The sequence below is a fragment of the Brevibacillus laterosporus genome, assembly GCA_007833815.1.
Classification (GTDB): Bacteria; Bacillota; Bacilli; order Brevibacillales; family Brevibacillaceae; genus Brevibacillus_B; species Brevibacillus_B laterosporus_D.
Genome location: CP033464.1, coordinates 412,634 through 426,581, shown reverse-complemented (window position 1 = coordinate 426,581; position 13,948 = coordinate 412,634). Strand labels below are relative to the sequence as shown.

Annotated in this window: 16 protein-coding genes and 3 pseudogenes; 18 read left to right on the top strand and 1 reads right to left on the bottom strand. The window is 40.1% G+C overall.

Annotated features, from left to right (window positions below; genetic code table 11):
* Positions 1-7 precede the first annotated feature (7 nt).
* The 16 genes and pseudogenes from EEL30_03265 to EEL30_03190 all read left to right on the top strand — a co-directional run bounded on the left by EEL30_03265 (position 8) and on the right by EEL30_03190 (position 11,170).
* Entirely contained in the window at positions 8-937 is a 930-nt protein-coding gene (locus tag EEL30_03265) for an iron-hydroxamate ABC transporter substrate-binding protein (protein ID QDX91481.1), read from the top strand.
* A gap of 95 nt (positions 938-1,032) precedes the next feature.
* Positions 1,033-1,395 carry a DUF1992 domain-containing protein gene (locus EEL30_03260; protein QDX91480.1) on the top strand — a complete coding sequence of 121 codons (363 nt, stop codon included), beginning with the start codon at positions 1,033-1,035 and terminating at the stop codon, positions 1,393-1,395.
* 155 nt (positions 1,396-1,550) lie between these two features.
* Entirely contained in the window at positions 1,551-2,507 is a 957-nt protein-coding gene (locus EEL30_03255; GenBank protein ID QDX91479.1) for an alpha/beta hydrolase, read from the top strand.
* A 148-nt stretch (positions 2,508-2,655) separates the two neighbouring features.
* Positions 2,656-2,868 (top strand): hypothetical protein, encoded by a 213-nt coding sequence (locus EEL30_03250; GenBank protein ID QDX91478.1) that lies wholly within the window; start codon positions 2,656-2,658, stop codon positions 2,866-2,868.
* Positions 2,859-3,061: pseudogene (locus tag EEL30_03245) on the top strand (hypothetical protein). The gene EEL30_03250 and the pseudogene EEL30_03245 overlap by 10 nt, the downstream one beginning before the upstream one ends.
* Before the next feature lie 175 nt (positions 3,062-3,236).
* Positions 3,237-3,641 carry an IS200/IS605 family transposase gene (gene tnpA, locus EEL30_03240; protein QDX91477.1) on the top strand — a complete coding sequence of 135 codons (405 nt, stop codon included), beginning with the start codon at positions 3,237-3,239 and terminating at the stop codon, positions 3,639-3,641.
* Between the two features lie 2 nt (positions 3,642-3,643).
* Positions 3,644-4,729, top strand: coding sequence for a transposase (locus EEL30_03235; protein ID QDX91476.1), 1,086 nt, complete (start codon positions 3,644-3,646; stop codon positions 4,727-4,729).
* 174 nt (positions 4,730-4,903) lie between these two features.
* Positions 4,904-5,806, top strand: a complete 903-nt coding sequence (locus EEL30_03230) for an aldo/keto reductase family oxidoreductase (GenBank protein ID QDX91475.1) — start codon at positions 4,904-4,906, stop codon at positions 5,804-5,806.
* 272 nt (positions 5,807-6,078) lie between these two features.
* Positions 6,079-7,182 carry a hypothetical protein gene (locus tag EEL30_03225; protein QDX91474.1) on the top strand — a complete coding sequence of 368 codons (1,104 nt, stop codon included), beginning with the start codon at positions 6,079-6,081 and terminating at the stop codon, positions 7,180-7,182.
* Between the two features lie 146 nt (positions 7,183-7,328).
* Complete coding sequence (locus tag EEL30_03220; protein ID QDX91473.1) at positions 7,329-7,811, top strand: DinB family protein; 483 nt, start codon at positions 7,329-7,331, stop codon at positions 7,809-7,811.
* Positions 7,812-7,934: 123 nt separating this feature from the next.
* Entirely contained in the window at positions 7,935-8,549 is a 615-nt protein-coding gene (locus tag EEL30_03215; GenBank protein ID QDX91472.1) for a TetR/AcrR family transcriptional regulator, read from the top strand.
* 141 nt (positions 8,550-8,690) lie between these two features.
* Positions 8,691-8,972, top strand: a pseudogene (locus EEL30_03210) (HlyD family efflux transporter periplasmic adaptor subunit).
* 11 nt (positions 8,973-8,983) lie between these two features.
* Positions 8,984-9,232: pseudogene (locus EEL30_03205) on the top strand (MFS transporter).
* Between the two features lie 98 nt (positions 9,233-9,330).
* Complete coding sequence (locus tag EEL30_03200) at positions 9,331-9,837, top strand: DUF4188 domain-containing protein (GenBank protein QDX91471.1); 507 nt, start codon at positions 9,331-9,333, stop codon at positions 9,835-9,837.
* A 96-nt stretch (positions 9,838-9,933) separates the two neighbouring features.
* Positions 9,934-10,608: a tetratricopeptide repeat protein gene (locus EEL30_03195; GenBank protein ID QDX91470.1), complete on the top strand. Its 675-nt coding sequence runs from the start codon at positions 9,934-9,936 to the stop codon at positions 10,606-10,608.
* Positions 10,609-10,726: 118 nt separating this feature from the next.
* Entirely contained in the window at positions 10,727-11,170 is a 444-nt protein-coding gene (locus tag EEL30_03190) for a flavodoxin (protein ID QDX91469.1), read from the top strand.
* A gap of 197 nt (positions 11,171-11,367) precedes the next feature.
* Here the strand turns inward: EEL30_03190 and EEL30_03185 are convergent, their stop codons facing one another.
* Positions 11,368-12,102 carry a copper amine oxidase N-terminal domain-containing protein gene (locus tag EEL30_03185; GenBank protein ID QDX91468.1) on the bottom strand — a complete coding sequence of 245 codons (735 nt, stop codon included), beginning with the start codon at positions 12,100-12,102 and terminating at the stop codon, positions 11,368-11,370.
* A gap of 619 nt (positions 12,103-12,721) precedes the next feature.
* Here EEL30_03185 and EEL30_03180 point away from each other — a divergent pair.
* Complete coding sequence (locus EEL30_03180) at positions 12,722-13,471, top strand: thiol-disulfide oxidoreductase (protein ID QDX91467.1); 750 nt, start codon at positions 12,722-12,724, stop codon at positions 13,469-13,471.
* Positions 13,472-13,474: 3 nt separating this feature from the next.
* Positions 13,475-13,885, top strand: a complete 411-nt coding sequence (locus EEL30_03175) for a disulfide bond formation protein B (protein QDX91466.1) — start codon at positions 13,475-13,477, stop codon at positions 13,883-13,885.
* The last annotated feature ends 63 nt before the right edge of the window (positions 13,886-13,948 follow it).

The window sequence follows — 13,948 nt, the reverse complement described above, 5'->3', positions numbered from 1 at the left end:
AGAAAAAATGAAAAATAAATTAATGATTTTTATGTGTATCCTATCTATTTTTGTACTATCCGCTTGCGGTCAAAGTACGTCACAACCCAAAAATACAGATGCGACAAAAGGGCAAACAGCTGAGCAACAGACAGAAAATAAAGAGCTTCGAATTGCTTCTATGTCTATTCATTTGACGAATAACTTACTTGCACTGGGAATTACTCCAGTTGGCTCCGTCATTGGTGGCGATCTAAAATCCTTCTTGCCTCACGTAGCAGATCGCTTGAAGGATACGAAACCGCTAGGTGTGGTATCAGATCCTGATATGGAAGCTCTGTTAGCATTAAAACCAGATGTGATTTATGTAGATCAACAATATGCAGGAGCTGATTTGTCTAAGTTCGAAAAAATTGCGAAGACGTATTCATTTAACCTAGATGATGGAACATGGCGGGATACTTTGAAAAAAGTAGGAAAACTGGTGGACCGCGAACAACAAGCAGAAGCCTTTATTAACGATTACGAAGCACAGGCAGAACGTGTGAAGAAGCTTGTACATAACAAAATCGGCGATGGTACTGTAATGGGAATTCGAGTAACGGGAAAAGAGCTACGTGTATTTAGCACGAGACGCCCTATGGGACCTATTCTATACGAAGATTTAGGCTTGAAACCTGCCAAGGGTGTAGAGAAGCTTAACAAAAAGAAAGCATTTGAAGTGATTTCTCAAGAGGTACTCCCTGATTTTGACGCAAATGCGATCTTTGTGATTGTTAATGACAGAGGAGGAGCTGAAAAGGTATTTGAGCAATTACAAAGTAATCCAATCTGGAAAGATTTAAAAGCTGTGAAAGCGAACCACATCTACATGATTCCAGAACAACCATGGCTGGATTATTCAGCGCTTGGTGCGAAAATGGCGTTGGATAACGCTGAAACGATTTTTGGAAAATAGGCGACTATATAGATAGGGAGCGTAAGTCATGCGGAAATTCCTCCGCATGGCTTTATTCCTTTAGGAAAAGGAATAAAAAACATTCATGGAGAATAATGGAACATAAAGCACGGATGGATGCTATCTACATGGAACATGAAAAACGCGGGGATTTTGACAATCTACCGGGTAAAGGCAAACCGTTGCCTAAAGAATCCTTAGAAGGTGATGTTCTACATAATGTACTAAAGCATGCTAACTATTTACCGCCTTGGTTGGAGCTTCAGCGCAACATTCGAGATTTAATTGGAAAAGCGATTGGACTCATGGATCAAGCTGCGAGCGAAGATTATGTACAGCAAAAAATTGATGACATCAATAGTGAGATCAGAAAATATAATGGAATGTGTCCGATTTCTCTACAAAAAGGGTTAGTCACATTCAATAATCTCAGACAAAAATACGATAGCTGGGAATAAATGCGACATCATTTGGATAAATGAAAGCATTTAATTCACTTTGCTAGAGAATAGGATGCTTTTACTTTGTGTTCATGCAGAGGAATTTGTTATTTTTTATAGAAATAATAGAATTTGTCATAACAGAATAAGCTTACTCAAGAGGAGAAACACGCATGAACAAACGACGATTCATCATTGCATGTGGCGCGATTATGGCTGTCTTATTTATCGCTCTCGTTGCTGCTAGTAGCTATTTTTATCATGTAAGCGTAAACCGCGGTGGTCAAGTCAAGCTTTATTCTGGTGAACAAGAGGCGTCTGCTACCCCTATAGATGCAGCAGTGGAACAGGATAAAATAAACGTAAGGGAATGGTATAAAAGCCAAGAAAAAGGCAGTTTGGAGCAAATATCATTCGATGGCTTGAAGCTAAAAGCTACTTATATACCAAGCAAACAACCCAGTGACAAGGCGGTCATTTTAGCTCATGGCTACCGTGGCAAAGGGGAAGATATGAAAAGCTATGCAAAGTTCTACCATGACTTAGGGTTTCAGGTATTAATGCCGGATGCTCGTGGACATGGGCAGAGTGAAGGGGATTATGTCGGATATGGTTGGCATGATCGCAAAGACTATGTAGGTTGGATCACGATGTTAACGAAACAGGCAAACGCTAAGCAAATTTTCTTGCATGGTATCTCCATGGGTGGAGCAACGGTCTTGATGACTAGCGGCGAGGATTTGCCATCTGAGGTAAAAGGAATTATTGAGGATAGCGGTTTTACATCCGTGACCGAAGAGTTAAGCTATCAGTTGAAGAATCTGTATCACTTACCGACTTTCCCACTTATGCAAACAACGGGTTGGACTACTAAGCTACGAGCAGGTTATTCGTTTGAAGAAGCTTCTGCCATAGAGCAAGTGAAGAAGAATACTCGACCACTATTCATCATCCACGGTGATCAAGATAAATTGGTACCAACTGAGATGGCATATCGAATCTTTGATGCAGCGCAGGGAGAGAAACAACTCTGGATAGTACCTGGAGCCGGGCATACGAAATCCTTTACTATAGCTAAAGTAGAATATCAAGATAGAGTAAAGAATTTTATCGAAAAGGCACTTCATTAACGATGTGACTAGGTGTCCCTCAAAAAATAAAAATAGACGTGGAAAGCATCTGTTTATAGCGACTTCGCTGTGGCAGATGCTTTTTATTTGGGCACGTTGCCTTCTCTCTTACATAAAATATAAAAAATACGCCTAGAGGAGGGTACTCATGATGTTGGAGGAACAGGATGTGTTAGAGGTGGCAGGGCGCTATTTGCCTGATGGTGCAGAGGTGTTGCCAACGGTGGAGCTTGACATTCCAGCATATGTTCGTTTTATAGACATGGACGATGATGGCAATATGAAAGTGGCTGTTGCTTACCGATGCCAAGGAGGAACGGACCATCCTCTCTATTGGTATTATCTGGCGGAGGCCCATTGATTTATGCTCAAAATACAATCATTCCGCTTACCAAGCAGTACCGGGAAGAGAAGTATCAACCTAACAAGGATTACTTAGTCTATTACCCTCAATTGGAGGTATGGCTAACATGGTAGCACAGGAACAGGTAAACAAGCGTTTAAAAGAATTATCTCAAGTGAAGAAGATAGATAAGGATGTCCAGCTAGATTATCAACCGTGCCGTAAAACCCCTTGCTTTAGCTATGAGGATATAAGGCACTTTGCTCTGCATCCTCAAAAGAGGGTGCTAAGAGCAAACAAAAAAGAGTTCTTTTTTTTGCTGATTGCCGTTAGATATGCTAAATATATCTAACGGCATGTGGTATAATTAACCATAGGTGATGGCTTTGAGTAGATCAGTGGAAAGTAACCACAATATCGTATTTGACTGTAAATACCACGTTGTCTTTTGTCCAAAGTATCGCAAAAAGGTTTTGATTGAACCAGTAGATGTTCGATTAAAGGAATTGTTTCTTGAAAAAGCACAGGAATTGCGTGCTGAAGTGGTCGAGATGGAAATCATGCCCGATCACGTTCATTTGCTAATCACATGCGATCCTCAATTCGGAATCCACCGAATGGTGAAACATTTGAAGGGCTATACATCCAGAGTTTTGCGGATGGAATTTAAACATCTCAAAAGTAGACTCCCCTCACTTTGGACAAACTCCTACTTTGTTGCCACAGTTGGGACTGTTCAACTGGATGTGATTAAAAAGTACATTGAGTCTCAAAAAGAAAGGAGTGATTGAACATGCACAAAGCTTACAAATTTCGTTTGTATCCAAACAAAGAACAAGCGACACTCATCAACAAAACGATCGGATGCACTCGCTTTGTATTCAATCACTTTCTTGCAAAGCGAAAGGATGCTTACGAACAAGAACAGAAAACACTCAACTACAACGATTGCTCTTCCCTGCTCACACAACTCAAAAAAGAGATAGAGTGGCTGAAAGAAGTAGATTCCACTGCCCTGCAATCCACTTTGAAAGATTTGGATTCTTCGTACAAAAAGTTTTTCAAGGAAAAGAAAGGATATCCTAAATTCAAGAGCAAGAAGAATCCAAAGCAATCCTACACATGCAAGATGAACATCAAAATGGAAGGGGATCGTATTAAACTACCTAAACTTGGATGGGTTACATTTGCGAAGTCAAGAGAAGTCGAAGGACGCATTCTCTCGGCTACCGTTAGAAAAAATCCTTCAGGCAAATACTTTGTATCTGTTTTGTGCGAAACAGAGATTCAACCCCTATTACAAGCAGAAAAGACTGTTGGAGTTGATCTTGGCATCAAAGACTTTGCCATTCTTTCGACAGGTGAGAAAATAGCCAATCCCAAGGTTCTTCGTTACTACGAAAAGAAGCTTGCTACTTGGCAACAGAAACTGTCCAGACGTAAAAAAGGTGGTCAGAACCGAGAAAAATCACGAAAACAAGTAGCTCGTCTACATGAAAGAATATCGAACACACGAAACGATTTTCTACACAAACTGTCAACTCAACTGATTCGTGAAAATCAAACGATCTGCTTGGAAGACTTACGTGTGGAAAACATGATCAAGAACCACAAGCTTGCGAAAAGCATTGCAGATGCGTCATGGTCAGCATTCAGAACCATGCTGGAATACAAAGCAGCTTGGTATGGAAGAACAATTTCCATTGTTGGGAAACAATTTCCGTCTTCGCAGTTGTGTTCTGGTTGTGGATACCAAAATAAAGAGGTAAAGAATCTCAATTTGCGTAATTGGACATGCCCGAACTGCGGCGCACAACATGATCGTGACAAAAACGCTGCCATCAATATTGAGCAAGAAGGACTTCGACTGTTGGCATAACCAACTGAACTGTGGGACACACAGGGATAGCTTGGTAAATTTCACTTCGTTAGGAGTGACTACCCAAGAATCCCCTGCATTTAGGCATGGGGAGTGTCAAAAATTGTTAGAGGATAATTGTCATGATATAGTTAGGTAGAATAGATAAGGTGTTTAAAATAGGGAGTGATCCTGATGGAACGAGTTATCCTACATGATGATCTAACATTTTCACGCATTATTCACGGTTTGTGGAGACTAGTGGAATGGAATATGAGTAAGGAAGAGGTCGTGCATTTTATAGAATCTTGTTTAGAAATGGGTGTCACTACCTTTGACCATGCAGATATTTACGGAGGATATACGTGTGAGGAGCGATTTGGAGAAGCATTAGCTCTCAAGCCGTCTCTTCGTGAGAACATGCAAATTGTGACCAAATGCGGAATCAAGTTGATGAATCCGAACAGACCACCGCAAAAGCTACATTACTATGATTCAAGTAAAAATCATATTGTGACATCAGTTGATTCCTCTCTTCAAAAGCTACGCACGGATTATATTGACGTACTTTTGATCCATCGCCCTGACTATCTAATGGACCCGACGGAAGTAGCAGAAGCATTTCGTGAATTGCACGCTACAGGTAAGGTAAGGCATTTTGGGGTCTCCAACTTTACTCCTTCTCAATTTGATTTGTTGCAGTCTTACTTGGACAAACCACTTGTCACTAACCAATTGGAGTTGTCTGCTGGCAATTTTGATTTGTTTCAGAATGGCACTGTAGATCACTGCATGCTTCATCGAGTTAAGCCAATGGCCTGGTCTCCTTTAAACGGGGGAGCGATATTTACCTCCCAAACGGAAAAACATGTACGCTTGCGCAATACTTTAATGGATGTGGCAAAAGAGATAGGAGCATCTTCCATCGAACAGGTCCTTTATGCTTGGTTATTAATGCATCCAGCACAAATCATGCCGATTGCTGGCTCTGGAAAATTGGAGCGAGTTGCGTTGGCAGTAGATTCATTATCACTACAATTGACTCGGGAAAACTGGTACGAGATTTTACGGGCCTCTATAGGGAAAGATGTAGATTAACATAAAGCAACAAAATGAAAGATAAATAGGAAAATGATAGGGAAGCGGTCGTATAGCGATCGCTTCTTTTTTTCTGGAAATGGCTCTGATTTCTGGAGGTGTTACTTGGACAGGTATCTCTCTTTTTCAGGCATGCGAAATAAGCAACGTGAATAAATCAAAAGGGAATGGATGCGTGACTATTACCATCAGAAAGAAGCTGTACATACACAACAGCAAAGTTACCGTTAAAACAGAAGGGGTGACTTCTTGAGAGAGGAGAGGAAACGCTCATGAATACCTGGGCTACTTTTCAAGAAAATGTGTTATATCCTGATTGTAATGCAAGGTATTATTTCTATCCGTTTGTAGTTGATCCTGAGGTAGAGATAATTATCGAGGGCGAATATCCTTGTTCACGATATATGTCTTACACGGTGTACGGATGCAACCAACAAGCGATTGCAAGCGCGTTTGATCAAATGCTGATCCCAAACGATGGCTGTGTAAACACGTTCGACCCGCATGCGAATTGGTATGCTTCGAATCGTAGCTATACGCTCAAACTTCAGTTTACACCACCACCACCTTTTGTATGTCCCTTTGTTCCGGGAGTAGAGAATAATACATTCTTTGTTGGCGCATTGCCAAATGGGCAGCCTAATCCGTCGGGAATTCTAGTGTATCGCATTTATGTGGCGAGTGAAGGGGTAGAGGAAGCAGGGGGAGAGTTGCCCAAAGTCACCTATCGGCGTAAAAAGGATGGAAAGCGCCTCAGAGTGAAAAATCCGATGCCGCTTGATATGGGGGCTATTTTACAACAAAGCAATTGGATATGTGCAATGCAACCTAGTCAAATGACAAATCCACCAGTAACTCTCACACCTACACCTAATGTGCTAACGTGGTACCGGCCAACATACAAGCAAAATCTGATTCTATTAGGAAATCCGCAGGGAGGCTACACGTATGCACCCCTTTGTTCTTCGCCTGCTCAGTATTTGTGCATGAGATGGAGGGCACCTACGTTTCCTGCTACGTATCATAATCAGTCAATTACAGGTTTAGAAAATATGCGGTATTGGAGCATGTCCTTTGTCTCTACTGTGGGGACGGCTACTATTTGTACATTGGCTGATTATCAAACGGTGTTGGATCAACAGGGGTACGCTAATCTGATAGTAGGATTTGGCGCTCCACGTCCTGCTTTTGCTACACCAGAACGTGGTTATACATGGGTTGATTTAGGCAACCAACCGGTTAAGGGTGTCATCTATCGAAATATGGTGGTATCGGCATGTTTCCCGTGTACGGCAGCGAATGTACCCTTTGGTCAACAGGTAACTATGCAAATGGGTGAATATTTGCCTGTAGGACAATACATCCCAGTAAGCTGAGGAGGAGGAGGAAACTTCACATTTATTGAATGTTTCCTTAGTTTCGAGGATCGTTTCTACAAGTGTATCAGTATACAGGAAATCCTAATCAACGTGAAGAACAGATGTTGATAGTGGATAAAAAGTAAAATATAGGAGGTACATACATGAATATACATGAAGTTAGGGCAGAGTTAGTGAAGGCAGTAGAGGGTTTGTCAGATACAGATATCAATCAGGTGGCCTTGGAAGAGGTCTGGACAATTGGACAGGTCTTGGAGCATTTATACTTGGTTGAATGGGCAGTGGCTCAAAATGCTAAACGAGTTTTGGCAAATGAAGATGTTATTACAGAACCCAAACCGATTTCATTAACGTTGGATCGTAGCAAGAAGTTGCAAGCTCCAGCACCGTATGAGCCAACTACTGAGCCTAAACATGTTGAGGAGCTTTTACAGAAACTAGAGGCTGCTCGTACCTCCCTGTTAGCTGTCTTTGAAGGGGCAGAAATTTCTCAACGCGCGAAAAAGGCATTTCCACATCCTGTATTTGGACTGCTGGACATGAATCAATGGCTGGAGTTTATTGGATTGCATGAACAGAGACATCTAGAGCAGATCAAAGAGATTAAAGCAGGCTTAGTTGTGTAGATGTAACAAGAAGAAAAACAGACGGCCATTCAGGTGTCTGTTTTTTTATAATCACTCTTTACAAACCGCTGGTCGGTATGTAAAATAATAACAAGGAAATCATTCCAAAAGGAGAAAGTGCTCATGACACAACAGAACCATTCGATTTCCACTTTCCAGATGTTACTTGCTACTACGGAAGAGATCATTCGTGAGCGGGGATGCCGTCAAACGACTTTACAGGAAATTATGAACAGAACTAGTTTGTCAAAAGGGGCCATTTATCATTATGTGCAGAGTAAGGATGAACTGTTTGCCTATATTTTGCAAGCTAAAATGGAAAAGGTAAACGAGCAGTTTCAATACCAAGTAGAAATTGCTAAGTGTGGAGAATTACACGATCCCTTAAAATCCATTATTGATGGTTTTTCAGAGTTGCTACAAGGAGAGAAAGAGGTCTCCAGTCAAATTTTTATCTATTTGCTTAGTCAAAAGGAAAATAAAGAGATTGCTAGTTTATTGAAACGATTTCATGAATTCTCTGTTGATATGCAGATGAAGTGGATTCAATGTGGGCAGGAAGCTGGTGCTATCTCAGATAGTGTTGATCCACGAAAAATGGCCAGTTTTTTTATGACCAATACCTACGGGAGCATCATTGCGAAGGAAATGGGAAATGATCTATTTTCTCCTGATGACCAATATCGTATTATGAATGAGCTATTACAGAACAAAAATGAACAAAGCGAGAAAAAGTAGGATAGCAGGGGGTCATTTATTGATCTCCATCTGCTCATCCTAGTTATAAGGGAGCGTAAACACTGAAAGAGCGTAGTAGCTCATTATTTTTTAACGATAAACAAACCGCCAGTCGGTATGCTGACAGGAGTGTTGAACTTTTTATATATTCAGGCCAATATTGAAGAAACCAAAGCGGGATAGGTTAAAACAGGGCAACCAGTGGAGATTCGCTTAGATATGTTTCCCGGTCATGTGTATCAAGGCAAGGTGGAACAGGTAGGAGAAGCTACGCAGTCCACATTTTCCCTACTTCCCCCATCGAATGCAGCAGGTACTTTTACGAAGGTAACACAACGTATCCCGGTCAAAATAAGCTTTCTTGAACAAGCGTTTAATTTTAAACCTGGAAGTATTGCGACGATTACGATTCTTGTGAGATAGGGAGAGAAGTTATGAATAGAACTGAACATAGCAATCTGAGTCCAGCACCAACGCTATCTTCCCCTCACAGCTTCTGGCCTGCTGTATTTGCCATCGTATTAGGTACATTTATGGCGGTATTGGATACGAGTATTGTTAACGTGGCCATCCCAGAGATGATGAATGTATTTGGAGTCTCCACGGATGAGATTCAATGGGTTGTTACGATTTATACACTTACGATGGCTGCCATCATTCCCCTTTCTGGGTATGTAGGTATTACTAGATAACACTGATCTACGCTTGCGTCCAGGAATGACAGGATTAGTAAAAACCAATGAAAAAATAAAGTGAGAATGAAAGGGTGGATGGAGGTATTATGAGTAACGTTCAAAATGGTCGTTTCGCTGCAACAGCTGGCAAATCTTTCGTCGTGTTTTACATTGGAATGCGCATCAATAAATGGTGGGCGGTTCATAAATGGTTACCTGTCTTTTTAGCTATGGTGAAGATGCTTAAAGAGTTATACCAGCATCCTGAACTAGGCTTTATGGGAGGGGAATACTGCTGGAATGGTAGAACGATTGGACTTATACAGTATTGGAATTCATATGAACAGTTGGAGACTTACGCACATGGTGGCTATCATCTGGAGGCTTGGAAAGCTTTTCATCGTAGCATAGGCTCAGATGGGAGTGTAGGCATTTTTCACGAAACATATAACATAGAACCTACAAAGTACGAAGCGATTTACGCGAATATGCCTTTGTTCGGACTAGCAAAGGCGATTGGGCAGGTACCTGCAACAGGTAAATATCAAAGCTCAAGAAAAAGATTAACAGCAAATCTCCATGGAGAGAAAGTAGAGCAAGAGTCTAGTGAATAATAGATAGGCGATGTACTATAAATATATATTTTTCAAGTTGTTTACATGTTAGAATAGAAGGGCAGTAATATAACGGGATGGTAGGAGGAAGAATGTTTGGGTAAGTTTTTTCTTTTTTCATTCTTATTTTGGATTTTTGGTAATCCTTTTATCGCTCTACTTGTGATTTTATTGCTCATTTATTTACTAGACTTACGTTATATGCGTCTATTTCCTAGCTGGTTTCGACCAATCAAGCAGTCTAGCCGTTTACGAAAAATAAAGAATGACCTTAGACTTAATCCGCACGATACATCAGCCAAACTAGAAGTGGCACGCATCCTAATGGAGAAAAAGCGCTATGAAGAAGCCTATCAGTATTTAAACGCAATATTCTCCGTTATGAATGATTCCGCAGAATATCTTAGTGACTATGGAATCTGTCAAATCAAACAAGGTCAGGTGGACCAAGGTGAAGCAAATGTCTTACGTGCCTTTGCTAGTAATCCACGCGTCAAATATGGTGAGGCGTATTTGTATCTAAGCGAATCTTATGCAGAGCAAGATACAGCAAAATCATTGAGCTATCTAAAGTCATTACAACAGCTCAATTCCTCCTCTGCAGAGGTTTATTATCGGATGGGGAAACTTTATGAATACCTAGGGGAAAAGCAAGAGGCTAAACAAGCGTATAGAGAAGCGATTGAAGTATATAGAGGACTACCTACATATAAAAAAAGAATGGAAAGGCGCTGGTCTCTCCTATCGTGGTTTCGTATCAAGCTGATGTAAGAGTCAGCTTGTTTTTTTATAAAAAAAGTGTTGACAATGATAATCAATATCAATATTATGTAAGTGATAATAATTTTCATTTAGTGACCAGAAATATAGATATAAGGGAGAGATCTCCGTGAGCAAAATTGGGATGATATATGCAAGCATGACAGGAAACACCGAGGAAATGGCAACGTTGATTGCTGACAGCATTCGTGAGCAAGGATATGAAATTGTAGTAAAAGAGGTATGGAATGCGAAGGCTGCTGACTTGGTTGAATATGATGCGATCCTGTTAGGGGCATACACTTGGGGCGACGGAGATCTGCCAGATGAATTCCTCGACTTTTACGATGAGATGGATGGACTTGATCTTACGGGCAAAAAAGCAGCCGTATTCGGTTCTGGAGATACTAGCTATCCGATGTTTGGAGAAGCCGTAGAGGTACTGACCAAGAAACTACAATCCTTGGGAGCAGAGATCGTGGTGGAGGGCTTGAAAGTAGAGCTGTCGCCTGGAGATAAAGAGATTGAGGAATGCAAGGAGTTTGGAGCTACTTTTGCGCAGAAGCTAGGATAATGCTCTAGGGTGAAAGTAACGAATAAAATAGGGAGTGGTAGAGGTAAAGGGAGCCAGAATGTGGAAACAGAGAGTTTCTGTTTTTCATGTCTGGTTTCTTGTTTTGTTCTGTTTCCAGCTTATGTGATGAGCATTATACAAAAAGCCCCGGAGAAAAGTCTCCGGGACGAGGCATAAAAAATCTTCGTTTTATACCCTTATTGCTTCTTGTAAGTAATTTTATTGGTTTTACCTTTACCATCGAACGTCCACAGATCATCATCATCATCTGTGTCAACGAGAGTTCCATCAATGTTAGCCTCATCAAAATCCTTTTCATCCCAGATATATTCGCAGACTTCCTTGATGAACTTTTTGATTTCAGATTCACTTAGATCTTTATACTCATCTTTGTAGTCTCCAAGATCAACTTCGATGGTAAGGTCAAGATCATCTTCATCGCCTTTTAATTCTAAGTTCCATTTGATTTTTTTGTATTTACCAAACTCTTTGTTTAGATCGTCTTCCAAATCGTCTACATCACTATTTTTGCTCTTTTTCTTCTTATCCTTATCCTTCTTATCCAACTGATCTCTATAGTTGGAAACGTCTCTTTCTAAGCTAGCGATTTTAGAATCTTTTGAAGAAATTTCAGATTGTAGCTGTGCAATTCTTGGGTCTACACGGTCTCCTACAGTTACTGTGTAGCTAGCTTGATCCCAGGAGACGTCTTTGTTAAATACGCCTGCCATCATGCGAAGTGGGATGTAGGTAGTACCATTAACGATGAATGGTTCTGTGTCAGTTGGAACTACATAGCCGTTATACTTTACTTTCACATTGTTGTAAGTAGCTTGAACATTTTTCTTCACAACAGCTGCATCAGTTGTTGCAGGCAAAGCCCCGATTAATAAAGCTGAGGACAGCAAGAGTAGTGTTTTCTTTTTAAACATGTCATTCTCCTCCAGTTAGTGTATCATCTCTTCTTTTGTTATTTACTTATAAACACTTTATCTAATAATGAAACGGTAAATTAGATTGGAATTCTCTCTAAATTAGAATTCGTGAAATACACAGCTAAGTATCAGAATAGAGCCTAACAGATTATTTTACAAGAGAAAAAAGTCATAGTGATGTCCAATTTTCATCTTTTTTCCTGTCAAATTCGAAAAATTTTTTCCATTATTTTTGTTAAAACCTTTATTGCTGGGAAAGTTTTTTACTTATGATAAAAATATCCAAAATAATTAATGGTAATAATTACTAACATTTCAATTATTGCAAACAAGAGGGAATAGTGTAAAAACCCATCTATATAAACGTGTAATTATGTTTAAAAAGTTAACATCGGCTTTTTAAACTTGGAAAGAATAGACTTACAAATCGAAACATATAAAAAATAGAGTGGAAATACTCGGAAAAAATCATCAGTTATAATAAAATGAAAGTAGAAGTAATGTTACAATTCGTTCAAAAAATATCCACTTTAGTGAAGATCACAGCATTGCGATAAAATCAAAGATCAACTACTATGGAGAATAACTGTATTTTTGTAAGTAAATAAATATTAGTATGGGTGGTGTCAAGTTGAAACAGCAACATAACCAAAAGAAGAAAGCTGTATCAGGAAACAGAGGGAAATCATCCGACCGATCTTCCAAATGGATTTTTTGGAGCATCGGAATTATTGCTGTTTTAGTAGTAGCGTATCTCTTCCTTATGCCTAAATCTACGCAGATGGTATTGATGGAAGCTGCTGATTATGAAGGGCAACCTTATCTTGGTAAAGAGACTGCCAAAGTGAAAATTGTCGAGTTTGGTGATTACAAGTGCCCTGCCTGCAAGACATTTAATGAAGAACTTGTAAAGCAGATTGATAAAGATTATGTGGAGACTGGAGTAGCTCAGTTCTACTTCTTTCAGGACCCCTTTATTTCTGTAGACTCACATCGTTCTGCTTTATTTGCTGAGACCGTATTTGGTGAATTAGGAAATGATTCCTTCTGGAAATTCCATGATTTATTGTATAAGAATCTACCAGCAGATCTCAGTTTAGAAAAGAAAGATTACTTTACAGAAGATATGTTAAAAAGTCTCTTAGGTCAAATGGCTGATGCACAACAAACGGAGAAGGTCATGCAGGCTTTCGCGGCTAAGAAGTATCAAGCAGCTGTTGACAAAGATTTGGCTATCGTGAAAAAGCTTGATGTACGGGGTACGCCAACCTTATATATAAATGGAAAGCGATTTGAAGGAAATAGCATGGACGACTTCAAAAAAGCTGTAGAAGAGGCAGCTAACCCTGTTGCAGAGGGGAAGTAGCTCATGAATAAGTCGTTAGTATTTTCCTGGATTACCGCACTTATTGCAACGATTGGTAGTCTTTATTTTAGTGAAGTGATGCATTTTGTACCGTGTACGCTTTGTTGGTATCAGCGAATTTTGATGTACCCATTAACGATTCTGTTGGGGATGGCGGTGTATCGTAACGATATCAGCATTTATCGATACATATTACCGCTTTCAATCGTGGGAATCATTACTTCAGCCTATCACTATAGTGTGCAGAAAGTTCCTTTTATGAAAGGAGCCGCTCTCTGTACCCAAGGTGTGCCGTGCTCAGGAGAGTATATTAATTGGCTTGGCTTCATCACGATACCATTCTTGGCGCTACTAGCTTTTGTGATTATTACAATTTGTCTGTTTGTAGTGAAAAGAGCGGCAGATACCGAGTAAGTTTAAGAAGCTAGTACTAGCATTTATGCTATTCAATTCCAAGTAGAAACGACAAATAGCAAA